Genomic DNA, 25356 nt, shown 5'->3' on the forward strand with positions numbered 1-25356 from the left:
TAGAATAGAGCAAAAAGCGAGGTCTTAGCCCTCGCTTTTTAATAAGTGCAGCACCGCATTTAAAGAATGCTCTGAATTCCCCAGTAATTCTTGTGTTGCAAATTCGGCCAAGGCTTGTTCATGCGCTAACAAATACTGGAGAAAGTCTTGTGTGTTGGCATCTGCGTGTTGCTGCATCCGCTCAAACGTTGCCATAAACGGCTGCGTACCTTGTTTCAGTAAATGCATGGACAGTTTCCAAGGCAGTTTAGCCATCGCAACCCCTGATGCTTTGGCCTGTAACTTAACATGCAAACGAATCGTCGCTGTTTGACCTTGTTGGATTAAGAACTGCTGTAACTTGTGCAGGGTTTGGGTTTCCAGTTTGGCCAGCGTTTGCCATTTTTGTTGTTGCTCAATTGAGCGTGTATGTTTGGCTGCATTTAAAAAGATCAGTTCACCCAGTATTTCTGATTCAAGTGCAGTATTCAGATCTTGTTGATATTGTGGGTAATGCATTCCTTAGATTTCCATGAATAACAATCGATGGGTTAATCTATTATAAATAGCATAAAAAATATTCAAGACAAGCACTTAACCATCTATGGCTGTCATATAGATGGTTTAAGCTAAATTAAGGAAACATTTTCAAACGTAAATTTTCTAAACGACTTTGATATTGCTTTTGCCATTCTTCATTTGGCAGTTGTGTTTTTAACGGCTCCATCTCTTGTTGTAGCTGTTGTACAGCCTGCTGATATTGATTGACTTGTTGCTGTTGTTGAACTTCACGTTGTTCACGCTGCTGTACATCTTGGCGTTGCTGTTCGGTGAGATAGCGTTGTTGTAACATCTGCTTTAAGCGTTGCGTTTCAGCAGGGCTATGTTGTCCTTGATTGATTAAACCGAGTGCTTGTTCATAAAGCCCCATTTTATTTTCTTGTTGAGCTGCATCAGGGTACTGTTTTTGTAGCTGCTCAAATGCTTTTAAACGTTTTTCAGCACTAAGTTTCTGATTCTGCGCCAAATCATTGTAGGCAAACCGATAATCTGCATAACCACGCTCTTGCCCAAAACCCAGCATCGCTTCGGCTTGCCCCAAGGTTTGTTCTCTGAGCTTCCACAAAGTATCAAAGCGTTCTTTGGGCGATAACGACGTTGATAACACCGTGTTTTGCATACGCTGTTCATATTGCGGCATACGTTTTATTAGATTTTCCACCAAATGTGCAAAGTTTTGATCTGGATAATTGGCTAAAGCTTTTGCTAAAGCTGTATTACAGTCGGATACAGGGCAGTTGGCTTTAAAATCATTGAGAAACTCGGTGATATTGCCGGGTTGCTGTTGTAGTGTTTTTAATTGTTTTAAAAGTGACTCTTGAAAAACTTCATCCTTGGTTTTGTTTGGCATGCCTTCATTACTCACCTGTGTTGATGAATCTTGAGATGATGCGGTGGATTTGGTTTGTTGAATTGCAGCGGAAGAGGCAGTGCTCTTCCAAACTACAATCCCAACCAAGACCACGACAACAATAAGCATTGTTAGCAATAGTCTTTTATTCATACCGAATTCCGTTTATGGCCCGTAATTAAATTGCCCCATCACAGGGAAGTGATCTGAAAGATCCCATGTCATATACAGTGGGTCCGCTGTGGTACGTAAGATACGCACATCGTTACGAGACTGAGTCGGTTGACGGTGGTTATTTGATGCCACCACATAGTCTAGATATTCGACTGTTGCACCACCTGAACCTGCTGCTCCAGCCAACTTATTCACGCGTGGGTCAAAGGTCGATTCAGTATAACCCGTACTTGGTGCTGCGGTCGCATTCAGATTGGTTAACATGTCTTGATAATCTTGCGGCCATAACAGTTTATTGACATTGAAATCACCGCCCATGAGCACAGCATCAAAACTTGGGATATTTTGTTGATTTACCAATTGGCGAATTTGTTTGAACTGAACCTGACGCAATGCGCGTGCTGCATCGGTATCAAAAGAAGCGGTATGCGTAGAGGTGACATGATACGCCTTACCATTCTTAATGATTTCTGCGTACAACACGCCTTTATCCGCAAAACAATCAGTTCCTGTACAGTCTGGATAAATCAATTGTGCTGTTTTGACGATTGGATAACGGCTCACAATCACCAAGCCACTATCAAACAAGTTATAACCAGAACCGACTGGAATATGCGTTTGATATGGGTACTGTTGTGCCAGTTGATTCAGCATGCCTGTACGCGATGAAGCAAAGGCTTCTTGCATCATAATCACATCGTAACCGTTTAAATGATTTGGTAGTTCAGCCAAGCGTTCGCTGATTTTACTCGCCACCATCGGCAGGGCATAAATATTGTAAGTCAGTACTTTTAGCTCATCGGCACTGGCTGAAACAGGCTCTTGAAGCGTGTTTTGATGAATGGTGTAGTGGAAATCATCATAGCCCCCCGTGTATTCAGCTTTTACTGCTGCTTGTGCAGATAAACCGCCATAAGTTGTGCTAATACGGTGGACATCACGATCTGAATACCATGGTGATGTTGTGGTCGCCGTTTGAATCCCATGTTTAATATTACTACCCGACCAGGTTCCCGTCATGGTTTGTTTTAAAGTGACTTGCGAATTGCCACTGCTGAGAACGGTATCAAAGTTATAGGTTTTACCAGATTTGATCCCAGTATAACGGTTGATACGTAATACTCTTTTGGTCTCGTAGGGTGCAAGTTGAGTCGCTTCCTGCGCCCATTCATTGCCTTGCTGTAAGCTTGCCCCAGTTTGATTGACTTGTATTGATACGGTTTGTGGCGTGGTATTGGTCACAAACACGTAGGAATCAGCCAAGGTCTGTTGGGTAGAAAAACCACTGATTAAGAGCGCGACCCCTGCGCCTAGTTTTAAGCTCTTCAGCTTCATCTTTATCTCTCCATAGTGCTTAATAATGTTTGAACAAATACATATTTCATTGTTGAAATTATTCATTTGTGAAAATTTTATGATTGTTATTTGTTCGAAAATTATAATAATGAAAAAATATTGCTAAATCATTTAAATTTCTAACCGCTCATCTGATGTTTTTAAAAACAATATTTTATTCCATATTTTTGGCTGAAATAGGGATTTTTTAACAGATTGGGATAGTTATTTAGTGAAATATAGGAAAAGTAATGATTCAAAAAAGAAAATTGAAAAGTAATCTATTTATTATAGAGGCTATAAATGAACAAAATCTGACAAGCTGGCGATGCCTGTCAGATTTTGTGATGAGAAAAATTAAGCTTGGTCAGCGTCGACGATTGCACTGCTGGTTTGTTTCAAACTATAGAGCAGCTGTCCTAATAAGACATCTTTATTACTTAAAGTCACCATGACCATGGGATGATGAGGGGCAGGGATTGAAGTTAGAATAGCCTTACCATTTTCAGCATCCAAGGTAATACTTTGGCATCCCGTCAGTTGGATTTCATTGAGAAACGCCGTTACCATAGCCAAGATTGAACTGCTGACAGCCGCAAGTTTGGTGCTGTTATAAGGATTCTTCTTGTAAATGGAGGCAAGCTCAAAACCATCGGTAGAGCAGAGCATAATATAATCGACGCCTCGGATATTGGTTAAAATATCATTGGCCTGCGCTTTGGCAAACTGAATCAGCTCTTTAGGTGCTGTACGTTGCTGACTGGGAATACTGAACATAATTCTTCTCTTTATAAAGTAATTAATTTGTTGCTTTTAAATTGACTTCTAATGCTGCAATGAGCGATTCAATCATCAGCAAAATATGTTCTTGTTTACGGGCATCAATAAAAAATAAGGGATATTGATAGTCATTTTGGATTAACCACTCGCGATAGATGGTCGTAGGTTGCCCCTTGTTTTCATCCACGTGGGTGATGCCAATAGAAATGTTCTTGGTATAATCCTTGAAGGTATCTAAATAGCCTTCAAGCTCTTCAATCGGTACTTTACTGTTGTGGTCAACCAATAAAATAACGCCCAAAGCACCTTGGCAAATCACCGGCCAAATGAAATCAAAGCGTGATTGACCAGGAGTACCGTATAAACCTACTTTTACACCGTCATCTAAAGTAATCTCGCCATAATCTATACCTACCGTAGTTTGCATTTTGTTATGGGCCTGACTATCTGTATTGAATGCTTCGGTTGCGAGGACAGGAATTTCTGAAAGCGATTTGATTGCTTCGGTTTTCCCTGCGCCCATGCTTCCTGCAAAGACAATTTTATATTGTTGGAGAATCATATTAATCCTTAAAGCCCAAAGCGGCGTCTGATCTTGCCGAAAAATTTATTTAAAAAACCTTGTTGTTCAATTGTTTGTTCAGTCGTTTCGATTCGTAAGTAATGACTTTCTGAAGCAGGGATAATGCCGCCATTGTCAGAAATAATGCAGGCAGCGATAAATTGTTGAACCGTTTGAATAGGAAGTTTTAATTGTGTTGCTACTTGATAGAGTTGGGCTCCTTGTATAAAGCAAGCAGAAAGCAATAAAGTGGTTTTACGGTCAGTGCTTTGAGCTGGCTGAGGCCAATATTCAATTTTGTAGTATTCATTTTCATTTGGGGCTAAACGCTGAAACTCGAGTGAATGCCAGAACAGGTTCCATAACCAATCTTGCAGGTTATATTCAACTTTGCGAGAAACTTTGGTGAAGTTTGAGGTGGTCGCAAATTCATATTTAAAACTATGGTTGGTTTGCGTATGGGTGCGGGTTGGTTCTAGCCATGCAATTTGACTCCGCGTATCAATAATGGCCAAAGTACCGTGATCATCAAACAAATGTAGACGGGCATTTTCAGGATTTAACATGTCGGTTAAATACTTTTCATTGATGGCATTATGTGTCGAGGTCGATTCTATCTTCGGTTGTTGCGCCTGTTGATGGGTGATATAGCTTAAAAGGCGAAGATGAATCCAGTTTTTTAATGCATCAGTATGCTGAAAAGGCAAGTAAAGTGTATTGTGTTCTTCTATATGTTGTGAGCCTTCTCCTTTTGAAATTTTTAAGCAGGGAAGTTGTTTTTGTTCTAAAATACGTTGAATACCTTCGGTTTCAAAAAAATTTTCATTTATTAATAATAAGTCGATATTAGGATCGGCAATATTGATCCAATTAATGCCAAATTCATGAGGTATTGTTTTTCTAAGTTCTATTTTTAACTCATCTGAAACTTTTAAACTTATACCTGAAATTGCGATATTAATGCAATGTCCATTCATAGTATCACTTTAATATTTTATAAAATATTGGACTGCACAAAATTAGTCTAATACTAAAGACTAATAATAGACCGCTTGCATATTTATATTTTCTTATAATGAAAATATTAAATATACAAGAAGTCTAATATATTAAGTATTTTGAAACTTAGAATTAAGCAAAGTCTAATTCTTTTTCAAATGTTTTTAATTCGTGGCGAGCCATCGCAAGGTTAGATTTACTACGGTCTAATACGAGATAAAGGAATAAGTTGCCATTGCTTTCTAATGGACGGATTAAGTGGTATGCCTTGCCCAGAGTGATTAGAATGTCTTCGATATCATCGTTCAGTTTCAGTGAGTTAGCTACACGGCGTTTTGCTCGAATAACTTCGGTATTACCCGCAGCTGCCAGTTCTAAGTCAATTGAACCCCCACCTTGAGTTGCTAGCGCCAAACCACTTTCTGTATCGACTAATGCTGCTGCAACGAACCCATCAATATTTGTTAAGCTTTCTAATGAAATTTTAGCCATGATTTTATCTCTACTAATACATCTTTGTTTATGAATTTATATTCGCCACTTCTGTTTTTGATTGGTTTTCAAAAGTAGTTAATCTCATTATAGGAAACTCTTTTATTAAATCAATCATACTTTAAAATAATTGAATTGACTGATTTGCTAATAATTGACAATTTTTGTCAAACAAACAAATAAAAATACTAATTAAGGATTGGAATTTATTTTTAGTGTGATTTTATTCACATTAATATTGGGGTTTAAGTGAGAGCTTTGATTGTAAATAAATGTAAAATATTTTTTATTAATATAGGTGAATTAATATTTTAAATAAAGTTAATTGAATAATAAGCCTATGATAAAGAAAGTAATCATACTTTCTTTATCATTTGAATACTAAGCTTAAACTGAAATCAATTGGCAATAAGAACAATACAAAAAGATCAGAATGACCAATGCCACGATAGGGGAAACGATATAGGCCCAAGTTGGAATTTCTGGCGTTTCCACCTCAGCAACAGGTTCATGATCGTGTGCAATAGGCTGTGCTTGATGAACCATTTGGTTGAACTCTTGCATGGTCGCTTCGAGTGACACTTCTTGCTGAATAACGGGTTTTGAACCGAGTAATTCAGTGAGTTGATTGGTCGACCAGACCCAGTCTTCAGCTTGCCCAGATAAGTGTTCGATTTGGCCCAATAACAGTTCGGTCAGTCCGGTTTGACCAAAACTACCGGTTTGGTCAAGTTGCTTGAGCTCAGTCAGTTGCAGAGCGAGCACATCTGAAAGGCTATTTTCCAATTCAGTGCTTTTAAGTGTCGACTGATTATGGGCTGAAGTGGTGAGATGGCGAGCGACTTCTTGAATATACAGTGGATCAGCTGTTTGGACTTCTTGATAGAGTTTTTGTGGATTCTGCTTCCATAAACTAATCAATTGTCCAAGGGCCAATACGTTTACTTCATCAATATACGCTTGTTTTTCTTTAGGAGAATATTGACCAAAAAGTTGTGGTTTTTGAATTTTAATTTGTTCAGCAAAATATTGAACTAAGTCAAATGCCATCGTGCCTATCCTCGCTTAATCTAAAATTCTGAGTGAAGGTTTCTTTTTCGTTGTTTCAGTTTCTTGCTTTGTTTCTTCAACTGGCGTTACAGCTGTCTCTTCGGTCTCTGCATATTCAGAAGGATCGAAAAACAGGCCTTGACCATTTTCTCTGGCATAAATACCTAATACCGCACGAATCGGCACATAAATTTCTTTTGCAACACCACCAAAGCGTGCAGAGAAGGTAATGGCATCATTACTCATGTGCAGCTGATGAATGGCATGAGGCGCAAGATTTAAAACAATTTGACCATCTTTCACAAATTGTAGTGGAACATCGGTATGCGGTTGTGTTGCATCCACCAATAAATAAGGGGTGAGCTGGTTATCGCAAATCCATTCATAAATGGCACGAGCAAGATATGGGCGTGTAGGCGTAAAAGTTATTTGCTCAGACATAATTGAAAAACTTATTAAATCGTAGAAATCAATTCATTGTAGCTGTTTTTTTCTTGAGCTGTCATTGATTTAATGAACGATGGTCGGCTAAAGATACGATGACAATACAAGAATATAGGCCGACAGTGCTGTGCAGGGAGTTCAACGCCCATACTTTTCAGACGGAGGAAGATTGGAGCGAGCATACAATCTAAAATTGAAAATGTTTCCGACATAAAATAAGGGAAATGTTGAAACAGAGGGGTGAGTGAAATCAAGGTATCTCTCAGTTCTTTCTGTGCTTTCAGTTTTTGTTTTGGGTCCAGCGTATCTGTGTGTCTCAACATGTGATCAGCCAATTTGAACCAATCTTGTTCAAAGCGCCAGATATATTGCCGTTGTTCTGCGCGCGCCATCGGGGCGTCGGCATAGAGTTTATTTTGACGATAGCGATCATCTAAATATTCAGCAATGACATTGGCTGAAAATAGCTTTAGGTTTTGCTCAATCAACATGGGAAGTTGATTATAGGGATTGAGATCAGCTAAATCCTCATCTTCATGATCCGTAATAATCAGTTGGTATTTGATTTGTTTTTCAGCGAGTAAAAAACGAATCCAGTGGGAACGGAAATCATCTGCATGGCTATAAAGCGTAATGCCTTGGACTGGGGTTGGGGGATTTTCTAGAGACATAAGTCCAAAAAATTATGATTGACTGTTTAGAATACTAAAATTAACGTTGGAAATCACTTAAAGCTGAATAATATGCTTGTTACGGAATAGATTTATGATTCAACAAGTTCAAAGAGAGAGAAAGGTAATGAAACAATACGATGTTGCTGTACTTTGTGCTGCATTATTACTGGGTGGTTGTGTGAGCTCACCAACAGGATCTGAGCAGGGCGATGTCTTATCAGTAGAGCGTGGAGCCGCTGCTGATGCTGTGGTTGCTGATGCGGCTGATGATGATAGTGGGCAACAATATGGTGGGATCAAAAAACAGTATGTGGTTAAAGGTTGTAAAGTGACGATTTATAACGATGGACCAATCCAGATGGTGAATGAAAAAACCGACCAGCCATGCGATGCACCAATCCCGAAAGATCATCAATTTTCGAAAACTACGCGAAGCTATCAAGAAAATGGTTGTACGATCACGGAGTTTGCTTCTGCCGATGGTACTGGTGATGCGATGATGGATTGCTCTAAAAAGAAATGACGAAAAGCAGGCCATAAAAAAACCTCGGAAGATTCCGAGGTTTTTTGTCCAATTCGTAAAACGATTAACGTTTAGAGAATTGAGGACGTTTACGAGCTTTACGTAAACCAAGTTTCTTACGTTCAACTTCACGAGCATCACGAGTAACGAAACCAGCTTGACGAAGAGCAGGTTTTAAAGTTTCGTCAGCAGCGATCAATGCACGAGTAATACCGTGACGGATAGCGCCTGCTTGACCACCAATACCACCACCTTTAACAGTGATGTAAAGGTCAAATTTTTCAGTAACTTCTAAAAGCTCTAAAGGCTGACGCACAACCATACGAGCAGTTTCACGACCGAAATATTGCTCAAGTGTACGGTTGTTAATTACGAGTTTACCTGTACCAGCTGATAAGAAAACACGTGCAGTTGCGGTCTTACGGCGACCTGTACCATAATTAGTAGCCATGTGCTGTATCCCTTAGATGTCCAAAACTTGTGGCTGTTGAGCAGTATGAGGATGCTCAGTACCAGCGTACACTTTCATTTTTTTGATCATTGCATAACCAAGAGGACCTTTTGGTAACATACCTTTAACAGCTTTTTCTAAAACTGCTTCAGGTTTGTGAGCAATTAACTTCTCGAAGTTAGTCTCACGGATACCACCAGGGAAACCAGTATGGCGATAGTATTTCTTATCAAGTGATTTGTTACCAGTCACTTGAACGTGTTCAGCATTGATCACAACGATGTAATCGCCAGTGTCAACGTGAGGAGTATAAGAAGTCTTGTGCTTACCGCGTAAACGACGAGCGATTTCAGTCGCAAGGCGACCTAAAGTTTTGCCAGAAGCATCAACAACATACCAGTCGTGTTGAACTTCAGCTGGCTTAGCGCTGAGAGTTTTCATTTAAACCACTACCTATTATAGTTGGTTTGGACGGTAAAATCTGTCCAAACAAAAGGAGACCGAATTCTACATGAGTTTATAAAAACACACAAGAAAAAATCACCTGAGACGTCACAAATTGCTGCAATGTGACTGATTTGGGAACTAATATGCGCTGAGCTGAGTGATCTATTATTTAGCTTGAGAGGGGATTGGGTTTGATCTATTATTTTTATAGCAAACATTTGAAATAAATAGAAGTATTTACCTCTTCTCTTGGGGAATTTGATGAAGTTGTCGTTTTCTACAAAAATTGTTGTAGTCACATTATTGATCGGCGTTTGTTCAACACAAACCAATGCACGACGACTTTATAAATGGGTAGATCAAACCAGCGTCACCAATTATTCAGAGTTTCAGCCCAAAGAGGGTACCAGTCGCAAGCTTGAGGTGCTAGAAAGTCGTGGCAACGATCACGTTGACCCTGCGATGGCTGTGACTACGGAAATGAAAGCGATTGAGATTCCTGTCGATCAAATGAATTTACAAGGGCAAGCGACCAATACAACGGCACAGCCTGTTCAGCAACCAACCACACAAACGGTGGTGAAACAAGGTGTGATTGCAGCTCCATATATACGTCCAACCAGTGCCGTGGTTGCGACAACGCCTGTAGAGAAGAAAGAGACTCAGGTTGTACAGGTAGCTGAAAAAAAAGAAACAGTTAGCAATCCATTGGCAGATAAAGCCGCGAGTGCTGTTGCTGTCCCTGAGAAAAAAGAAGAAGTAGTGGTAGCGCAGGCTGAAAAGAAAGTACAGCCTAAGATCAATCCATGGACACGCAAGGTTGAGTTCGTACCTTCTAATTTAGTTCCGCAGAACCTGTCTAAAGCACCGCCAACTGAGCGCTGAGGTATCTGCTTGATTGAGCGGGTAAAATAATGTTTTATGAGCGTGAATCCAAATAAAGAAGAGTCATGATATTGCGCGTTAAACAGTTTTTTTGGGGCTGCCTGTTCGGTTTTGTAGCAACCTATGTGGTGCTGGTTACCTTGTCCTGTAGCTATTACGGTTTCAGTGGTATGGTTGGCGTGGCTTTAGTGAGCATGTTGATACATTTCACTCCTTTTCCATATCTGTTTTATTTCGCAGGTGGACTGATTTTTTTATTCATCCCGGCACAGGGTTTTCCCCATATTCATCGTCAGCTGTGGAAATGGCTTTTTATTGCCAGTGTTGTGGCGGTGTTTTTAATTTTCTTTTCAGAAATTGCTCATCAGTTCGGCTGGCTAAATACAGAGTTTCATTTGCCACGAAAAGCTGAAGACTAGATTCCTGACCAGAAACATTGCGAAGTTTATATAAACTTAAGTTAGGCAATTTTCTGGCAGGTTTTTACGAATTTACAATGCAGTGCGATGACATTTCCTTTTGCATTGGTTCAAGAGAATAGGCAGGGATGACGTTTAAACTATATTTATAAAAATGTAGGGCTGTAGCTGTTTTTAGATTTTGGTTACACTAGAAGGGAATCAAAAGCTTGGCGGTATGTATGCTTCCTTTATATGTCACTTCAGGTGAACCTGCTGGAATTGGACCTGATATTTGTCTGAGTCTTGCTGATCGTGTGGATGAACGTCCGCTGGTGGTATTGGCTGATATTGAAATGTTGCAACAACGTGCCAATCAGTTAGGAATCAAGGTCGAGCTGATTGCATATCAAGGGCAGTCCCAGTCCAGTTTGAAAGGACAACTTTTTGTTGAGCATGTGCCTTTAGCCAAAACGGTTATTTTAGGACAGCTAGATTCAGCCAATGCGGCTTATGTGTTGGAACAATTACGTCGTTCGGCCGATTATGCGTTGTCTGGGCAGAGTGTGGGTGTGGCTACAGCACCTGTACAAAAATCAATTATTAATGACGCGGGCATCGCATTTAGCGGACATACCGAATATTACCAAGAGTTTGCTGGTATTGAGCGTGTGGTGATGATGCTGGCAACCAAAAGCTTACGTGTTGCCTTAGCGACGACTCATTTACCGTTGCGGGATGTGCCTGATGCCATTACCACAGAGCGTCTACAGCAAGTCATTGATATTTTAATTTATGATTTAAAAACCAAATTTAAAATCGCTGCACCACGTATTTTAGTGTGTGGTCTGAATCCGCATGCAGGTGAGGATGGCTATTTAGGTCGGGAAGAAATTGAGGTAATCAATCCAGTGTTGGAAAGTTATCGCGCGCAGGGGATTAACATGAGCCTCAGTTTACCCGCAGATACCTTATTTACCCCAGAAAATTTAAAAGATGCTGATGCTGTTTTAGCGATGTATCACGATCAGGGCCTACCTGTGTTAAAATCACAAGGCTTTGGTGAAGCTGTTAACATTACATTAGGCTTACCATTTATTCGAACTTCGGTCGATCATGGTACCGCACTTTCTCTTGCAGGCACTGGACAGGCAAAAGCATCAAGCTTGCATGTCGCAGTGGATTTAGCACTTGATTTAGCCCGTCAGTGATGGGCAAGAAATTATTCACGTTGGAATTATTATGTATCAAATTAATGCCCTAAACCCTAAAGATGAAGGGCATCAGGCTCGAAAACGTTTTGGTCAAAACTTCTTACATGATCAACGTGTGATTGCCAAAATTGTACGCTCAGTGAATCCGCGTGCGGGCGAAAATATTGTCGAAATCGGACCAGGTTTGGCGGCATTGACTTCACCTTTAATTGGCGAATGTGATGCGTTAACTGTGGTTGAGCTGGATCGCGATTTGGCTGCGGGCTTACCGGGTCGTGTGCCACATCCTGAGCGTTTGACCATTATTGAAGCCGATGCGTTGAAATACGACTTCACACAACTGTTTCAAGATGGTCGTCCACTGCGCGTGGTAGGGAACTTACCATATAACATTTCAACACCTTTGTTGTTCCATCTCTTGGAGTTTGGTGACAAAGTCAAAGACATGCACTTTATGTTGCAAAAGGAAGTGGTTGATCGTATTACAGCAACGCCAAACACCAAAGAATATGGTCGTTTATCGGTAATGATCCAGTATTACTGTAAGCCAACCTTCTTGTTTGAAGTGCCACCAGGCTCATTCAATCCGCCACCAAAAGTGACCTCAGCAGTGTTTCGTTTAGAACCTTATGAGGTTAAACCGATTGTGGCAAAAAATGAGAAAGCATTGGCACGTTTAGTGGGGCATGTGTTTACGCAACGACGTAAGACCTTGCGCAATAGCTTAAAAGGCATGTTGGTGGAAGATGGCTTTGAGAAAGCAGGCGTTGATCCGATGGCACGTCCAGAAACCTTAAGCCTAGCTGACTTTGTCGCACTCTCTGATCAGATGGTGGCTTGATGTCTAAGCGCTATAACTATGTCATTGGTGATGTACAAGGTTGTTTTGAAGCACTGAAAGCGTTGCTAAAAGAAATCCGCTTTGATCCAGACCAAGACTTTTTATGGTTTGCGGGTGATCTGGTTGCACGTGGTGAAAACTCGGTGGGTGCTTTACGCTTTATTAAAAAACTGGCGGATCGTGGTGCTGCTGCAACTGTACTGGGTAATCATGACCTGACCTTGATTGCCTGCGCACGAGGTTTTAAAAAGGCCAAAGACAAAGATCATACTCAAGAAGTGATTGATGCCATTGATGGCGATGAGTTGATTGATTGGTTGCGTAAACAGCCATTAAGCCTATCTCCAAATGTACAGACTTTGATTACTCATGCAGGTGTGCCGTGTATCTGGAATGCTGAACAAACTGTGGCATTGGCACAAGAAGTACAGCAGGTGGTGGGTCATGACAATCTTTCGGTTTTGGATGGCTTTCTTGCCGAGATGTATGGTTCACAACCTGATCTATGGTCAGATGAACTCACAGGTATGGCACGCTTACGCTGTATTACCAATTATCTCACTCGAATGCGGTTAACTGATGCAACAGGCCGTTTAGAGTTTGATTTTAAAGATGCGCTCGATGCACCGATGCCTGAGGGTTTCCAACCATGGTTTGAGTTTGAAAGTCAGGCAGCACAGACCCATCAGTTGATTTTTGGACATTGGGCGGCTTTGCAGGGCAAGACCATTAGCGCTCAAATTCAAAATGTCGATGGTGGCTGTGTTTGGGGACAGCAATTAATGGCGTTCCGTTTGGAAGATCAACACATGTTTGCGGTGGATAATCCTTTGGCTTGATCCGTTGGTGATCTCTTTTAAATGCCCATTTTTATACTAAAATTGGGCATTTTTTATTTTAAGACTGTCAAAAAACTGTCATAGACTGATCATTAAAGTGTCAAATAATGTTTTTAAGCTGAAAGCATGAAAATAACGACACAAATGGATGGCGATATGCAGAGTACATACGCGACATCTCTATTCAAGCAAGAGTTTCCTGAAAATTTTAAATTTTACTTTAAAAGGAAACAACTCAAAAATAAACAAGATGAATTGTCTGAACTTCGTGATTTAGTTCGTCCTCGTCTCCGAATCGCCATTGTAACCGAAACATGGCCACCCGAAATCAATGGTGTGGCGCTGTCGATGATGCAATTGTGCCAAGGTCTACAACGACTTGGACATAAGATTTTATTGGTACGACCAACCCAAAAAGCAGTCTGTACCGAATTTCACCCTGAACAAGAATGCTTGGTGATGTCACAGCCGATTCCGAAATATCCAAGTATTCAGTTTGGTTGGCCGCAATATATTAAAGTGTCCAAAGCCTTTGAAAAATTTGCTCCAGATGTTGTGCATATCGTCACAGAAGGGCCTTTGGGTTTAACTGCCTTACAAGCAGCAAAATCAAGAAAAATCGCAGTCTCCAGTGGTTTTCATTCAGCCTTTCATGATTTCAGCCGCTTCTTTGACTTGGCTTTCTTGGTTAAGCCGATTCAGCGCTATTTAACGTGGTTTCATAACAGTACCGATGTGACCTGTGTGCCGAGTCAATATACCGAACAAGCTTTACGTGGTTTCGGTGTGACGTGCCCATTGGTGGTGGTCGGGCGTGGTGTGGATACTGAAAAATTCTCGACCAAACATCGTTCACAACAACTGCGCCAACAATGGGGTGTCGATGCCGATACCCGAGTGATGTTGTATGTTGGGCGTTTATCACCCGAAAAAGAAGTCGATGTACTGATTAAAAGCTTTCATGCATTACAGGCGCAACAAGGCAAAAATAGCAAATTTGTGATTGTCGGTGATGGCCCAGATCGTGCCCGTCTAGGCAAGATGGCACAATCGGATGACATTATCTTTATGGGCAGTCTGAGTGGCCGTGAACTCTCAGCCGCGTATGCCAGTGCTGATGTGTTTGCCTTTGCCAGCCAAGCCGATACTTTTGGTAATGTAGTTCTAGAGGCGATTGCCAGCGGCTTAGCGGTGGTGGCTTATGATTATGTCTGTGCCCATCAGCATGTACAACCGAATGTCACTGGTTGGTTGAGTCCATTGGGGCAAACAGATCATCTTATTCAATCGATTTGCCAATTACCTGCCTTGCCGCAATTACGACAAATGGGCTTGTTGGCCAGTGAAAGTGTGCAGCAAAGTAGTTGGCAGTTCCCAGTACAACAATTAGAACAAGCATTGTACCAAGTCGTGAGGAGTCTCCCATGACCGCGACTTAAGCTACTCTCAAAAAGAGGAGAAATCGTATGAATCTTCAAAATGCAAAAATAAAAATACTCGATTTAGATTTAAAGGGCTGTGTTTACCTCAACCATCTGTCTCAGTCCCAACGGATCGCTTTATTTTTTAAAACGATCAGTCGTTTGGGGGATGGGCCATTTTGGTATGTCATGTTGTTGTCTGTATGGGCAATGCAAGGTCTGGCATACGGTCTGCAAATATTATATGTGATTGCGGCAGGTTCTGTCGGAACCTTGATCTATAAGTTTTTAAAAAATAAAACCACACGGCCAAGACCCTATCAGGTGCATCAGGTGATTGTGTTGGGTGAGCGACCACTCGATCATTTTAGTTTTCCATCAGGCCATACTTTACATGCGGTCATGGTGACCATCACTTTGGGCTATATTCAACCGCTACTATTGCTATTGATGTTGCCATTCACCATTTTGGTTGCCTTATCTCGAATGGTACTCGGTCTGCATTATCCAAGTGATGTGATTGTGGGGGCGATGATTGGTGCATCGGTTGCCAGTGGGATTATCTTGTTCGCGCCAACTGCCAATATCGCTTTGTAAGGTGTTTTATCTCGAATTTAGCGACAGAACACTATCTCTTAATTTGTATGATTTGTTAAAGTACGCTCAATTACATTCATTTATTTAGGTTGTCATATGGGCTTACGTTGGACAGATACGATTGATATTGCGATTGAACTCACCGAAGCACACCCAGATGTAGATCCACAATGGATTCGTTTTACTGATTTACATGCATGGGTATGTGCTTTGCCTGACTTTAGTGATGACCCAAATAAGTCAACTGAAGGTTTGCTTGAAGCCATTCAAATGGCATGGCTAGATGAAGTTCGTTAAAAATTCGTCAGAAAACGCTTAAGTTTTGCATATTCAAGCTGATTATTAGCGATGACATCGGTATAATGCGGCAAATTTTTTAGTTAAAACCATAATAGGAGTCAATCATGGCGATTGAACGTACTTTATCTATCGTAAAACCAGATGCAGTATCTAAAAACCACATCGGCGACATCTTTGCTCGTTTCGAAAAATCAGGTTTGAAAATTGTTGCAACTAAAATGAAACACCTTTCTCAAGCTGATGCTGAAGGTTTCTATGCTGAGCACAAAGAACGTGGTTTCTTTGCTGACTTAGTTGCATTTATGACTTCTGGTCCAGTGGTTGTTTCAGTTCTTGAAGGCGAAAATGCAGTTCTTGCTCACCGCGAAATTTTAGGCGCTACAAACCCTAAAGAAGCTGCTCCTGGCACAATCCGCGCTGACTTCGCTGTAAGCATCGACGAAAACGCTGCTCACGGTTCTGACTCAGTTGCTTCTGCTGAGCGTGAAATCGCTTACTTCTTTGCTGATAACGAGATTTGCCCACGCACTCGTTAATCCAAAGTATTCAAGCCAGATAAGTGGTATACTACTTATCTGGTTTTTTATTTTTTATAGATTGAGTTGTGCAAATAATGCACGGCTATTTTTAGCGCTGATATTGTTTAGGTAAATGTACATGAGTTCTGCAGTGGTCGTTTCATCAGAAAATTTAGATGAAAAACAACAGTCTGTTTCTACGCCTGTCGTTCATGCTGCCGAGAAAAAAGTAAATTTACTTGGCATGTCTCGAGCTGAACTAGAAAAATTCTTTGAAGATTTGGGCGAAAAAAAGTTTCGCGCAGGTCAGGTCATGAAATGGGTTCATCAATATTTTGTGACTGATTTTGCTGAGATGAGCAATATCTCCGGCAAATTACGTGAAAAACTTGAAAAGATTTGTGAAATTAAAGCGCCTGAAGTGGTGCATCGTAACTACTCCAAAGATGGTACCCGAAAGTGGGTGTTCCGTGTCGGGGATGGTGAAGGTTCTCTAGTCGAAACTGTCCTGATTCCTGCCGAAGATAAAACAGGTGCACGTAAAACCCTGTGTATTTCATCACAAGTGGGTTGTGCGCTGGATTGTTCATTTTGTTCGACGGGTAAACAGGGTTTCCAACGTGACCTCACACCTGCAGAAATCATTGGTCAATTGTGGATGGCAAACTATTCCTATATGGAAGATGTGCCAGTCGCTGAACGCGAACGTACCGTGACCAATGTGGTGATGATGGGTATGGGTGAGCCTTTACTCAATTATGATGCTGTACTCAGTTCCATGCAGTTGATGTTGGATGACTTCGCTTATGGTATGTCAAAACGCCGTGTGACCTTATCGACATCGGGCGTCGTACCGAAAATTGATCAATTGGCACAGGACATTGATGTCGCTTTGGCGATTTCATTACACGCGCCAAACGATGAACTTCGTAATGAATTGGTGCCGATTAATAAAAAATATCCATTACAGCAATTAATCGCGGCTTGCCAACGTTATCTCGCTAAAGATGGCAATGAAAGCTCTCGTCGTCACGTGACCATCGAATATGTGATGCTCGATGGCGTGAATGACCAACCTGAGCACGCACAACAGTTATTAAAACTGTTAAGAAATCTACCGAGTAAGATCAATCTTATTCCATTTAACCCGTTCCCGCATGCGCCTTATGGTCGTTCGAGCCGTAACCGAATTATTGCCTTCCAAAAAACTTTGTCGGATGCAGGATTTGTGTGTACGATTCGTCAGACACGTGGCGATGATATTGATGCTGCATGTGGACAGTTGGTAGGACAGGTCGCTGACCGTACTCGTCGTGCCGAACAATGGAAAAAGAAAGTGGCGCAACGACAAGAAATTTTGCGCACACAAGGATAATACTTGGGGAAAGGCGTTGAAGATCACTCGAACAAAAACGATTATAAGCACGGCTGTTGGGTTTATTTTATTGAGCTTAACTGCGTGTCAATCGACATCGACAGCATTAAAAAAAGATCCAGAAAAAGCAGTGCAAGTGCGTACTCAACTTGCTGCCGAATATATCCGTAATCGTGATCTAGATGCAGCCAAGCGCTCGCTGGACCAAGCCCTAAAAGTCGACTCTCGTGATGCCAATGCCAACATGATGATGGGCATCTTGCTGCAACAAGAAGGCAGCGCCAGTAATATGGAAAAGGCAGAAGCTTATTTTAAGCGGGCAATTTCCTCAGAACCAGACAATGCACAAGCGCGTAATAATTACGGTACATATTTGTATCAACAGCAACGCTATAATGAAGCAATTGAGCAATTTACCCGTGCGGGTGCAACTTTAGGCTATGAACAACGGTTTCAGTCGTTGGAAAACCTAGGGCGAATCTATTTAAGATTGGGCGATGCTGCGAATGCTGAAAAATCATTCAAACAGGCGCTACAAGCGAATCGAAACGCAACCATTTCAATGTTAGAGTTGGCGGAAATTTTCTATTTGCAACAAAATAATAGAGATGCATCGCAACTATACGAACAATATGTTCGTAATGTAGGACAGAAAAACCAAGGTGCTCGAGCACTTTGGATTGGTTTACGCATTGCTCGAGCGAATGCGGATCAATTAGGAATGCAAGTGTTAGTCAATCAACTGCGTGCACTCTTTCCTGATAGTCCAGAATATCAACGTTATTTGCAATTACAGTACAGTACTGAGGCCGTATGGAAATAAATCCAAATTCACATCAGCCAACTGGCACAACCTCGCCATCGTCAACCTTAGGAAATATTCAACGACCTGGTGAGTATTTGCGTCAAATTCGTATTGCACAAAAGAAAGAAATTGAAGAGATTGCAAACGTATTGAATATGCCTGTCAAAACCTTGACAGCATTGGAGCAAGATGATTATAAATCATTGCCAGAAGCGACCTTCATCAAAGGCTATTACCGTGCTTATGCAAAGCATTTAAATGCAGATGCCAGTGCGATTATTCAGCGTTTTGATGAAATCTATGTTAATGATACTGGACTGAAAGCCAGCCATGCCTTGAATAATTCTCCGATTAAAATTATGGGGAAATTATCAGGTTCGAAAAGCGTGCGTAACCGTATCTGGTTAAAACGCATTGCAATCGTGGCGGCCGTTGCAGTTTTAGCATGGTTGGCGGTTATGGCGGTGCAGAATTGGACATCAAGCCATAAAGATGAAGATGATGTGCCTAAGATCAAAAATTCGGATGTTCAGATTTTGCCGATGGGGAATACCACCACTGCAACATCTGGTGACCAATTGGTCTTGAATTTTAACCGACCAACTTCTGTGCATATTGTCGATGCAACAGGTAAAGTATTGGCAACAGGTCGTCAAGCATCGACTTTGACTTTAAGTGGTGAATCGCCATTTCAAATTCGTTTAGATGACGCGACCGCAGTCGCATTGACTTTAAATCAGGAGCAAATTTCCTTGTCTCCATATACAGTCAATGGAAAAGCAGAATTCCGTTTGTCTCGTTAATGCCAAAGAGTAGAGCTATACGATGATTGTGAATCCAATTAAACGCCGTCCAACACGAAAAATCCGTGTCGGTTCGGTGTATGTCGGTGGTGATGCCCCGATCAGTGTTCAAAGTATGACCAATACTGAAACCTGTGATGTGGATGCAACTGTGGCGCAAATCCAGCGCTGTGCAGATGCAGGTGCGGATATCATGCGTGTTTCAGTACCGTCGATGGAAGCAGCAGAGGCGTTTGGCGCGATTCGTAAGCGCGTTTCTGTACCTTTGGTGGCAGATATTCATTTTGATCATCGTATTGCTTTAGCGGTTGCGGATTATGGCGCAGACTGTTTACGGATCAATCCGGGTAATATCGGTTCGGATCAGAAAGTGCGTGAAGTGGTTGCTGCGGCAAAACATCACGGCATTTCGATTCGTATTGGGGTCAATGCAGGCTCATTGGAAAAAGATTTACAAGTCAAATATGGTGAGCCAACAGGGCAGGCCTTACTTGAATCGGCAATGCGTCATATCGACATTCTAGACCGTTTAGATTTTCATGAGTTTAAGGTCAGTGTCAAAGCATCGAATGTGTTCCTGACCATGGATGCCTATCGTCTGTTGTCTCAACAGATTGATAATCCGCTGCATCTTGGTGTAACTGAGGCTGGCATTTACCGTACTGGTACAGTCAAATCAGCGATTGCCTTGGGCGGACTGTTGATGGAAGGCATTGGCGATACCATGCGTATTTCGCTGGCTGCTGAACCAGAAGATGAAATTAAAATCGGTTTTGATATTTTAAAATCGTTGGGCTTACGCTCAAACGGGATTAATTTTATTGCTTGTCCAAGCTGTTCGCGTCAGGAATTCAATGTGATTCAAGTGATGCAGGCCTTGGAAGAGCGTTTAGAAGATATTCGTACTCCGATGGATCTATCTGTGATCGGGTGTAAAGTGAATGGTCCTGGTGAAGCCAAAGAAGCGGATATCGGGATTGTCGGTGCATCACCTCGTTCACTGGTCTATCGAAATGGTGAAAAGAGCCATTTAATTGATACAAATCAGCTGGTTGATGAAATTGAAACAATGGTTCGTCAACGTGTTCAAGAGCTTGAAGAAGCAAAATCTAAAGTCATTATTCGTAGTTCATCATGAGTTCAATCGTCGCTATCAAAGGTTTTAATGACACCCTTCCAACGCAAACTGCGGCTTGGAGAAGTCTGGAACAACAACTTGCATCGTTAATGGATGCATATGGTTATCAACAAATCCGTTTGCCAATCGTTGAGCAAACAGGTCTATTCAAGCGTGCCATTGGTGATGCGACTGATATTGTTGAAAAAGAAATGTATACCTTTTTCGACAAAGGTACACCGCCAGAATCACTGACCTTGCGTCCTGAAGGAACCGCAGGTTGTGTACGTGCGATGTTGGAGCATAACTTGCTGCGTGGTGCGACACCACGAGTCTGGTACCTCGGGCCAATGTTTCGCTATGAAAAACCGCAAAAAGGTCGTTATCGCCAATTCCACCAATTTGGTGTGGAAACTTTTGGTGTTGCAACACCTGATATCGATGCTGAAATCATTTTAATGACCGCACGTTTATGGAAACGTATGGGTGTGGCAGAACATGTGCGCTTAGAGTTAAATACTTTAGGTGAAATGGATGAGCGTGCAGCCTATCGTGCAGCCTTGGTTGAGTTTTTAAGCCAGCACAAAGATGCCTTGGATGAAGACTCACAACGCCGTTTAAGCACCAATCCATTACGTATTCTGGATTCTAAAGTTGAATCAACGCAAAAGATTTTGGAAAATGCGCCGAAGCTGCATGATTTCTTAAAAGAAGATTCAATCCATCACTTCCAACAACTGCAACAATACCTGACGGATGCAGGAATTGAGTTTGTGATTAACCAAAAGCTTGTTCGTGGCTTGGATTATTACAACAAGACCGTATTTGAATGGACCACCACTATGTTGGGTTCACAAGGTACCGTATGTGCCGGTGGTCGTTACGATGGTTTGGTTGGACAGCTCAAAGGTAAAGCAGATCAATCTGTGCCTGCCGTTGGTTTTGCCATGGGGATGGAACGCTTACTGTTATTGGTTGAACAGGTCGCAGAAGTCAAAGATGCACGTGATTGTGAAATCTTCTTGTTAGCTGAACCTGCATATCAAGCCAAAGCCTTGGTCTTGGCTGAGCAAATTCGTGATCAGTTAGAAGCTGCAAACAGCTCGCTTCGTTTAAAAACGGGTTCACAAGGCAGTATGAAAAGCCAAATGAAAAAGGCCGATCAATCAGGTGCAACCTATGCGGTGATCTTGGGTGAGCGTGAGTGGGAATCTCAGCAATTATTGGTGAAAGAGCTTGCCACAGCTGAGCAATCACAAGTTGCACTCACTGAGCTGACGCCATTTTTTATCGAAAAATTTAAACAATAAATTGCAAAATTTAGGAAAAGGACAATCACATGAGTTTAAGTGATGATGAACAACTCGACCAGTTAAAGTCGTTTGCCAAAAAATATGGTTCTGCAATGATTAGCGGAATTCTCATTGCCTTGATTGCCTTTTTCGGATGGGAATACTGGCAAAAGAAAAACCTTGCTGAAGCCCAGAACCAAACAGCAAAGGTACAGAAGTTGATGGATGAGGCGAAAGCGGCATCAGGTCAACCAAATGCCTTTGCCAGCTTATCTGAAACAGCAGATAAAATTGTGAAAGATGATGCGGATTCTGCACAAGCGATTCAAACACAATTTATCATGGCGAAACTTGCCTATGACAAGCAAGACTACGCCGCTGCTGAAAAAGCCTTGAAGAAAGTTGAAACTTCAAAAGTTAAAGATGCAGGTTTGGTGCAAATTGTTAAATTACGTTTGGCTGATGCACAATTAGCGCAAAGCAAATATGATGAAGCGTTGAAAACCCTAACGAGCGTGACTGATCCAGCGTTCAAGGCGACTGCTGATGAACTTCGCGGTGATATTTTTGTTGCGAAAAAAGACAATGAGTCTGCGCGTAAAGCGTATCAAAGTGCATGGGATAACCTGCTCGAGCGTAAACAAGAGCGTCAGCTTTTACAAATTAAACTCGAAAGTGTTGGCGTTTTAGTGGATGATCCTGAGTTTGAGCGCCCGATCTTAGATACCAAAGTGGATGAGTCTTAATGCAGAATAAACTAAAACTACCTTTGGCAATTGCAATTGCTTCAGCTTTACTCGTTGGTTGTTCAAGCAATAAAGTAAAAGAAGCAAAACCGAATCCATTGCCAAAGATCACGCAAGAGCAAAATTTAAACCTTGTGTTTTCACAAAGTGTTTCGTCTACCGATGCTGCTGAAGCGTTACGCTTGCAGTTGGATACAGACAATGGTGTGATTTTTGCGATTGACCCAGATGGTCAGGTTTCTGCATACAAAGGTAAACAGCGTCTTTGGAAAAGTAAAATTACCAAACAAGAACTCACTGCTGGTGTAGAAGCAGGTGAGGGAATTGTGGTCAGCGGTAATCGCAAAGGTCAGTTATTTGCTTTAGACCAAGCGACTGGTGAGCAAAAATGGACTGCGAAATTGTCGGGTGCCATTCTATCTCCATCGCTGATTCAGTCGGGTCGTGTGATTACCATTGCCAATGATGGTACGGTATTTGCGCATGATGCAGCGACCGGACAACAGGTTTGGGCGTATAAGCTACCGAATGTGCAATTTAGTTTGCGCGGTCAGCCAGCACCTGTGAGCTTGGATGAGCGTACTGTGCTGATTGGTTCTGCCAATGCCTATATTTATGCGTTAGATATCATCAGCGGTGTGCCACGTTTCCAACGTCGTGTGGCAATTAGTGAAGGTCGTTCAGATATTCAGCGTTTAGTGGATGTGGTGGGTGATCCGGTTGTTTCAGGTCAATATCTGGTGACAACAAGCTTCCAAGGCCAAGTCACGGTAACGGATCTTGCAACACAACGTGTGGTGTGGAGCGAAGATGCCAGCAGCACCAACAGTGCTGAAGTTGCAGATGATAAAGTCTTCGTTGCGACCACAGATGGCAAGTTGAATGCATATAACTTGGCAACAGGTGAGTTGGTTTGGCAAAATGAAGAATTGTTGAATCGTAAGCTCAGTAATCCTGTCATGTTAGGACAAAATCTGGTCGTAGGTGATTTGGATGGTGTACTGCATTTGATTAATCCTGCTTCGGGTAAGTTGATTGGCCGTGCCAAAACCAGTGGTGAAGTGCGCTCATTACGCGTGATTGACAATCAGCTCTATGTTGCAACACGAAAAGGTGCATTAACCATTTGGCAGAATCGTTAATTTTGCGCTAGCTTGTGGTAAAATGCACAATTAGCTATTGCTAATAAAAGAATGATCGGGGATTTTGTTTAAACAAAACCCCGAATTTTTATTGTGATTACTTGATCACCAAAATCTTCCATACTGTTTCTGATACGATGTCATCAACGATGGCTCGTCTGAATTAAGGTTAATTTATGAAACCCGTTATTGCGCTTATTGGTCGTCCAAACGTCGGAAAATCAACGCTATTTAACCAAATCACCAAAAGTCGTGATGCTTTGGTTGCTGACTTCGCTGGTTTAACTCGTGACCGCAAATATGGCGATGCGGTTTTTCAGAATAAATCGTTTATTGTTGTTGATACCGGTGGTATTGGTGAGAATGAAGGCGGCATTGATTCATACATGGCAGAGCAGTCAAAAACGGCGATCCATGAAGCAGACATCATTGTGTTTGTTGTGGATGCACGTGCTGGCTTATTGGCATCAGACGAACAAATTGCCCGTGAACTGCGTACTCTGGGTAAAAAAGTTTACTTGGTTGCCAATAAAGTTGATGGTGTTCATGCTGAGGCTGCGCTGGTTGAGTTTTATAAACTGGGTATGGGTGAGCCATTACAAGTTGCTGCGAGCCACGGGCGTGGTGTTCAGCAAATGCTTGAAGATGTATTGGCTGAAGTTCCTGAAGATGAAAATCCAGAAGAACATAATAAAAACACAGGTCTGCGTTTAGCGATTATTGGTCGTCCAAACGTGGGTAAATCGACTTTGGTAAACCGTTTATTGGGTGAAGAGCGTGTGGTTGCGTTCGACCAACCAGGTACAACACGCGACTCGATTTATATTCCTTATGAGCGTGATGGCCGTCAATATACCTTGATCGATACAGCTGGTGTACGTCGTAAAGGTAAAGTCGATGAGATGATTGAGAAATTCTCAATCGTGAAAACACTGCAAGCCATGAAAGATGCCCATGTCGTGGTGGTTGTGGTCGATGCCCGCGAAGGAATTGTTGAACAAGACTTGCATTTGATTGGTTATGCGCTGGAAGCAGGCCGTGCCATGGTGATTGCGATCAACAAATGGGACAACATGACCGAGTATGATCGTAAGCAATGTAAACTCGATGTGGAACGTCGTTTTGACTTTATTCCATGGGCGAAGATTCATTTGATTTCGGCATTACATGGGACGGGTGTGGGCGAGCTTTATCCATCGATTCACCGTGCTTATGAATCTGCAAACCTAAAAGTTTCTCCTGCGAAACTGACTCAGATTTTAAGTGATGCAACAGATGCACATCAGCCACCAATGATCAGTGGTCGCCGTATTAAAATGCGTTATGCGCATATGGGCGGACAAAATCCACCAACCATCGTGATCCATGGTAATAAGGTGGATAAGACACCTGCGGACTATCGTCGTTACTTGGAAAACGTATTCCGTAAAGTCTATAAACTTGAAGGAACACCGGTTCGTATTGACTTTAAGACGTCAGAGAACCCATTTGAAGGGCGTAAATCACAAGTTGATGAGCGTGTAGCGGCACGTAAACGCCGTTATGTTCAGAAGTTCAAGAAAGCGGAAAAGAAATTCAAGCGTTAAGCTGCAATTGATCCCAAAAGCCCAAAGTTTGCTTTGGGCTTTTTTGATGTTATTATTTTTGTTAATTAATATAAACAATGCGTGATTTTATTTAGTTTTACTTATCTTAGGATTTTATTGAAAAATAAATAATATAAGACATTGAAATATAATGAA

General features: G+C 41.8%; 30 protein-coding genes. 18 read left to right on the forward strand and 12 right to left on the reverse strand.

Annotation, left to right across the window (positions count from 1 at the left end; all coding sequences use genetic code 11):
* Nucleotides 1-24: 24 nt before the first annotated feature.
* The 10 genes from NDN13_RS17195 to NDN13_RS17240 all read right to left on the reverse strand — a co-directional run bounded on the left by NDN13_RS17195 (nt 25) and on the right by NDN13_RS17240 (nt 7897).
* Nucleotides 25-498, reverse strand: a complete 474-nt coding sequence (locus NDN13_RS17195) for a hypothetical protein (protein WP_251116322.1) — start codon at nt 496-498, stop codon at nt 25-27.
* Between the two features lie 115 nt (nt 499-613).
* Entirely contained in the window at nt 614-1543 is a 930-nt protein-coding gene (locus NDN13_RS17200) for a lipase secretion chaperone (RefSeq protein WP_251116323.1), read from the reverse strand.
* A 12-nt stretch (nt 1544-1555) separates the two neighbouring features.
* Entirely contained in the window at nt 1556-2899 is a 1344-nt protein-coding gene (locus tag NDN13_RS17205; protein WP_033134708.1) for a sphingomyelin phosphodiesterase, read from the reverse strand.
* Between the two features lie 357 nt (nt 2900-3256).
* Nucleotides 3257-3676 (reverse strand): roadblock/LC7 domain-containing protein, encoded by a 420-nt coding sequence (locus NDN13_RS17210; protein WP_004652554.1) that lies wholly within the window; start codon nt 3674-3676, stop codon nt 3257-3259.
* Between the two features lie 22 nt (nt 3677-3698).
* Nucleotides 3699-4241, reverse strand: coding sequence for a GTP-binding protein (locus NDN13_RS17215; protein ID WP_016540735.1), 543 nt, complete (start codon nt 4239-4241; stop codon nt 3699-3701).
* Between the two features lie 8 nt (nt 4242-4249).
* Nucleotides 4250-5218, reverse strand: coding sequence for a hypothetical protein (locus tag NDN13_RS17220; protein WP_251116324.1), 969 nt, complete (start codon nt 5216-5218; stop codon nt 4250-4252).
* A gap of 154 nt (nt 5219-5372) precedes the next feature.
* On the reverse strand, nt 5373-5732 hold the full coding sequence (locus tag NDN13_RS17225; protein ID WP_004802620.1) for a roadblock/LC7 domain-containing protein: 360 nt from the start codon (nt 5730-5732) through the stop codon (nt 5373-5375).
* A 387-nt stretch (nt 5733-6119) separates the two neighbouring features.
* Nucleotides 6120-6782, reverse strand: coding sequence for a hypothetical protein (locus NDN13_RS17230; protein ID WP_251116325.1), 663 nt, complete (start codon nt 6780-6782; stop codon nt 6120-6122).
* Nucleotides 6783-6797: 15 nt separating this feature from the next.
* Entirely contained in the window at nt 6798-7223 is a 426-nt protein-coding gene (locus NDN13_RS17235; protein ID WP_251116326.1) for a ClpXP protease specificity-enhancing factor, read from the reverse strand.
* 14 nt (nt 7224-7237) lie between these two features.
* The gene (locus tag NDN13_RS17240; RefSeq protein WP_251116327.1) at nt 7238-7897 is read right to left on the reverse strand and encodes a glutathione S-transferase N-terminal domain-containing protein; all 660 of its coding nucleotides are present in this window, start codon (nt 7895-7897) and stop codon (nt 7238-7240) included.
* A gap of 127 nt (nt 7898-8024) precedes the next feature.
* Between NDN13_RS17240 and NDN13_RS17245 the strand changes: the two genes are divergently transcribed.
* Entirely contained in the window at nt 8025-8423 is a 399-nt protein-coding gene (locus tag NDN13_RS17245) for a hypothetical protein (RefSeq protein WP_251118260.1), read from the forward strand.
* A gap of 64 nt (nt 8424-8487) precedes the next feature.
* Here NDN13_RS17245 and rpsI read toward each other — a convergent pair whose 3' ends face one another.
* Both rpsI and rplM read right to left on the reverse strand, forming a co-directional pair.
* A complete protein-coding gene (gene rpsI, locus NDN13_RS17250) occupies nt 8488-8874 on the reverse strand; it encodes a 30S ribosomal protein S9 (protein WP_004640839.1) in 387 nt (128 codons plus the stop codon).
* A 12-nt stretch (nt 8875-8886) separates the two neighbouring features.
* Nucleotides 8887-9315, reverse strand: coding sequence for a 50S ribosomal protein L13 (rplM, locus tag NDN13_RS17255; protein WP_004652543.1), 429 nt, complete (start codon nt 9313-9315; stop codon nt 8887-8889).
* Between the two features lie 267 nt (nt 9316-9582).
* Here rplM and NDN13_RS17260 point away from each other — a divergent pair, with 267 nt between their 5' ends.
* The 17 genes from NDN13_RS17260 (at nt 9583) to der (ending at nt 25200) form a co-directional block, all read left to right on the forward strand.
* The gene (locus tag NDN13_RS17260; protein ID WP_251116328.1) at nt 9583-10206 is read left to right on the forward strand and encodes a hypothetical protein; all 624 of its coding nucleotides are present in this window, start codon (nt 9583-9585) and stop codon (nt 10204-10206) included.
* A 65-nt stretch (nt 10207-10271) separates the two neighbouring features.
* Nucleotides 10272-10625 carry a hypothetical protein gene (locus tag NDN13_RS17265; RefSeq protein WP_251116329.1) on the forward strand — a complete coding sequence of 118 codons (354 nt, stop codon included), beginning with the start codon at nt 10272-10274 and terminating at the stop codon, nt 10623-10625.
* A gap of 221 nt (nt 10626-10846) precedes the next feature.
* Entirely contained in the window at nt 10847-11815 is a 969-nt protein-coding gene (gene pdxA / locus NDN13_RS17270) for a 4-hydroxythreonine-4-phosphate dehydrogenase PdxA (RefSeq protein ID WP_251116330.1), read from the forward strand.
* 31 nt (nt 11816-11846) lie between these two features.
* Nucleotides 11847-12659, forward strand: a complete 813-nt coding sequence (rsmA, locus tag NDN13_RS17275) for a 16S rRNA (adenine(1518)-N(6)/adenine(1519)-N(6))-dimethyltransferase RsmA (RefSeq protein ID WP_251116331.1) — start codon at nt 11847-11849, stop codon at nt 12657-12659.
* Nucleotides 12659-13498: a symmetrical bis(5'-nucleosyl)-tetraphosphatase gene (locus NDN13_RS17280; RefSeq protein ID WP_251116332.1), complete on the forward strand. Its 840-nt coding sequence runs from the start codon at nt 12659-12661 to the stop codon at nt 13496-13498. Before rsmA ends, NDN13_RS17280 begins: the two co-directional genes overlap by 1 nt.
* Before the next feature lie 156 nt (nt 13499-13654).
* Complete coding sequence (locus tag NDN13_RS17285; protein WP_251118261.1) at nt 13655-14926, forward strand: glycosyltransferase family 4 protein; 1272 nt, start codon at nt 13655-13657, stop codon at nt 14924-14926.
* A 38-nt stretch (nt 14927-14964) separates the two neighbouring features.
* Complete coding sequence (locus NDN13_RS17290; protein WP_004802640.1) at nt 14965-15516, forward strand: phosphatase PAP2 family protein; 552 nt, start codon at nt 14965-14967, stop codon at nt 15514-15516.
* Nucleotides 15517-15612: 96 nt separating this feature from the next.
* A complete protein-coding gene (gene iscX, locus NDN13_RS17295) occupies nt 15613-15813 on the forward strand; it encodes a Fe-S cluster assembly protein IscX (RefSeq protein ID WP_004652532.1) in 201 nt (66 codons plus the stop codon).
* Nucleotides 15814-15920: 107 nt separating this feature from the next.
* Entirely contained in the window at nt 15921-16352 is a 432-nt protein-coding gene (gene ndk, locus NDN13_RS17300; RefSeq protein WP_004652531.1) for a nucleoside-diphosphate kinase, read from the forward strand.
* Nucleotides 16353-16473: 121 nt separating this feature from the next.
* Entirely contained in the window at nt 16474-17709 is a 1236-nt protein-coding gene (gene rlmN / locus NDN13_RS17305) for a dual-specificity RNA methyltransferase RlmN (RefSeq protein WP_251116333.1), read from the forward strand.
* Between the two features lie 16 nt (nt 17710-17725).
* Nucleotides 17726-18532, forward strand: coding sequence for a type IV pilus biogenesis/stability protein PilW (pilW, locus tag NDN13_RS17310; protein ID WP_251116334.1), 807 nt, complete (start codon nt 17726-17728; stop codon nt 18530-18532).
* Nucleotides 18523-19317 (forward strand): helix-turn-helix domain-containing protein, encoded by a 795-nt coding sequence (locus tag NDN13_RS17315; protein WP_171551121.1) that lies wholly within the window; start codon nt 18523-18525, stop codon nt 19315-19317. The genes pilW and NDN13_RS17315 overlap by 10 nt, the downstream gene beginning before the upstream one ends.
* Before the next feature lie 22 nt (nt 19318-19339).
* Nucleotides 19340-20455, forward strand: coding sequence for a flavodoxin-dependent (E)-4-hydroxy-3-methylbut-2-enyl-diphosphate synthase (gene ispG, locus NDN13_RS17320; protein WP_004802647.1), 1116 nt, complete (start codon nt 19340-19342; stop codon nt 20453-20455).
* Nucleotides 20452-21744, forward strand: a complete 1293-nt coding sequence (hisS, locus tag NDN13_RS17325) for a histidine--tRNA ligase (RefSeq protein ID WP_251116335.1) — start codon at nt 20452-20454, stop codon at nt 21742-21744. The genes ispG and hisS overlap by 4 nt, the downstream gene beginning before the upstream one ends.
* A gap of 29 nt (nt 21745-21773) precedes the next feature.
* Nucleotides 21774-22472 (forward strand): YfgM family protein, encoded by a 699-nt coding sequence (locus NDN13_RS17330; protein ID WP_167250023.1) that lies wholly within the window; start codon nt 21774-21776, stop codon nt 22470-22472.
* The gene (gene bamB, locus NDN13_RS17335) at nt 22472-23614 is read left to right on the forward strand and encodes an outer membrane protein assembly factor BamB (RefSeq protein WP_251116336.1); all 1143 of its coding nucleotides are present in this window, start codon (nt 22472-22474) and stop codon (nt 23612-23614) included. The genes NDN13_RS17330 and bamB overlap by 1 nt, the downstream gene beginning before the upstream one ends.
* Before the next feature lie 176 nt (nt 23615-23790).
* The gene (der, locus tag NDN13_RS17340) at nt 23791-25200 is read left to right on the forward strand and encodes a ribosome biogenesis GTPase Der (RefSeq protein WP_159414268.1); all 1410 of its coding nucleotides are present in this window, start codon (nt 23791-23793) and stop codon (nt 25198-25200) included.
* The last annotated feature ends 156 nt before the right edge of the window (nt 25201-25356 follow it).

Source organism: Acinetobacter sp. C32I (genome assembly GCF_023702715.1).
Taxonomy (GTDB): Bacteria; Pseudomonadota; Gammaproteobacteria; order Pseudomonadales; family Moraxellaceae; genus Acinetobacter.

Excerpts from the sequence above, each read along its gene's own strand:
- iscX (WP_004652532.1), top strand. The coding sequence starts at position 15,613 with ATGGGCTTACGTTGGACAGATACGATTGATATTGCGATTGAACTCACC.
- hisS (WP_251116335.1), top strand. The coding sequence starts at position 20,452 with ATGAGTTCAATCGTCGCTATCAAAGGTTTTAATGACACCCTTCCAACG.
- NDN13_RS17210 (WP_004652554.1), bottom strand. The coding sequence starts at position 3,676 with ATGTTCAGTATTCCCAGTCAGCAACGTACAGCACCTAAAGAGCTGATT.
- NDN13_RS17230 (WP_251116325.1), bottom strand. The coding sequence starts at position 6,782 with ATGGCATTTGACTTAGTTCAATATTTTGCTGAACAAATTAAAATTCAA.
- der (WP_159414268.1), top strand. The coding sequence starts at position 23,791 with ATGAAACCCGTTATTGCGCTTATTGGTCGTCCAAACGTCGGAAAATCA.
- NDN13_RS17235 (WP_251116326.1), bottom strand. The coding sequence starts at position 7,223 with ATGTCTGAGCAAATAACTTTTACGCCTACACGCCCATATCTTGCTCGT.
- NDN13_RS17265 (WP_251116329.1), top strand. The coding sequence starts at position 10,272 with ATGATATTGCGCGTTAAACAGTTTTTTTGGGGCTGCCTGTTCGGTTTT.
- NDN13_RS17260 (WP_251116328.1), top strand. The coding sequence starts at position 9,583 with ATGAAGTTGTCGTTTTCTACAAAAATTGTTGTAGTCACATTATTGATC.
- rsmA (WP_251116331.1), top strand. The coding sequence starts at position 11,847 with ATGTATCAAATTAATGCCCTAAACCCTAAAGATGAAGGGCATCAGGCT.
- NDN13_RS17225 (WP_004802620.1), bottom strand. The coding sequence starts at position 5,732 with ATGGCTAAAATTTCATTAGAAAGCTTAACAAATATTGATGGGTTCGTT.
- NDN13_RS17330 (WP_167250023.1), top strand. The coding sequence starts at position 21,774 with ATGAGTTTAAGTGATGATGAACAACTCGACCAGTTAAAGTCGTTTGCC.
- NDN13_RS17315 (WP_171551121.1), top strand. The coding sequence starts at position 18,523 with ATGGAAATAAATCCAAATTCACATCAGCCAACTGGCACAACCTCGCCA.
- ndk (WP_004652531.1), top strand. The coding sequence starts at position 15,921 with ATGGCGATTGAACGTACTTTATCTATCGTAAAACCAGATGCAGTATCT.
- rpsI (WP_004640839.1), bottom strand. The coding sequence starts at position 8,874 with ATGGCTACTAATTATGGTACAGGTCGCCGTAAGACCGCAACTGCACGT.
- NDN13_RS17215 (WP_016540735.1), bottom strand. The coding sequence starts at position 4,241 with ATGATTCTCCAACAATATAAAATTGTCTTTGCAGGAAGCATGGGCGCA.
- NDN13_RS17240 (WP_251116327.1), bottom strand. The coding sequence starts at position 7,897 with ATGTCTCTAGAAAATCCCCCAACCCCAGTCCAAGGCATTACGCTTTAT.
- NDN13_RS17195 (WP_251116322.1), bottom strand. The coding sequence starts at position 498 with ATGCATTACCCACAATATCAACAAGATCTGAATACTGCACTTGAATCA.
- pdxA (WP_251116330.1), top strand. The coding sequence starts at position 10,847 with ATGCTTCCTTTATATGTCACTTCAGGTGAACCTGCTGGAATTGGACCT.
- NDN13_RS17200 (WP_251116323.1), bottom strand. The coding sequence starts at position 1,543 with ATGAATAAAAGACTATTGCTAACAATGCTTATTGTTGTCGTGGTCTTG.
- NDN13_RS17220 (WP_251116324.1), bottom strand. The coding sequence starts at position 5,218 with ATGAATGGACATTGCATTAATATCGCAATTTCAGGTATAAGTTTAAAA.
- NDN13_RS17245 (WP_251118260.1), top strand. The coding sequence starts at position 8,025 with ATGAAACAATACGATGTTGCTGTACTTTGTGCTGCATTATTACTGGGT.
- NDN13_RS17290 (WP_004802640.1), top strand. The coding sequence starts at position 14,965 with ATGAATCTTCAAAATGCAAAAATAAAAATACTCGATTTAGATTTAAAG.
- NDN13_RS17280 (WP_251116332.1), top strand. The coding sequence starts at position 12,659 with ATGTCTAAGCGCTATAACTATGTCATTGGTGATGTACAAGGTTGTTTT.
- NDN13_RS17205 (WP_033134708.1), bottom strand. The coding sequence starts at position 2,899 with ATGAAGCTGAAGAGCTTAAAACTAGGCGCAGGGGTCGCGCTCTTAATC.
- rlmN (WP_251116333.1), top strand. The coding sequence starts at position 16,474 with ATGAGTTCTGCAGTGGTCGTTTCATCAGAAAATTTAGATGAAAAACAA.
- rplM (WP_004652543.1), bottom strand. The coding sequence starts at position 9,315 with ATGAAAACTCTCAGCGCTAAGCCAGCTGAAGTTCAACACGACTGGTAT.
- bamB (WP_251116336.1), top strand. The coding sequence starts at position 22,472 with ATGCAGAATAAACTAAAACTACCTTTGGCAATTGCAATTGCTTCAGCT.
- ispG (WP_004802647.1), top strand. The coding sequence starts at position 19,340 with ATGATTGTGAATCCAATTAAACGCCGTCCAACACGAAAAATCCGTGTC.
- NDN13_RS17285 (WP_251118261.1), top strand. The coding sequence starts at position 13,655 with ATGCAGAGTACATACGCGACATCTCTATTCAAGCAAGAGTTTCCTGAA.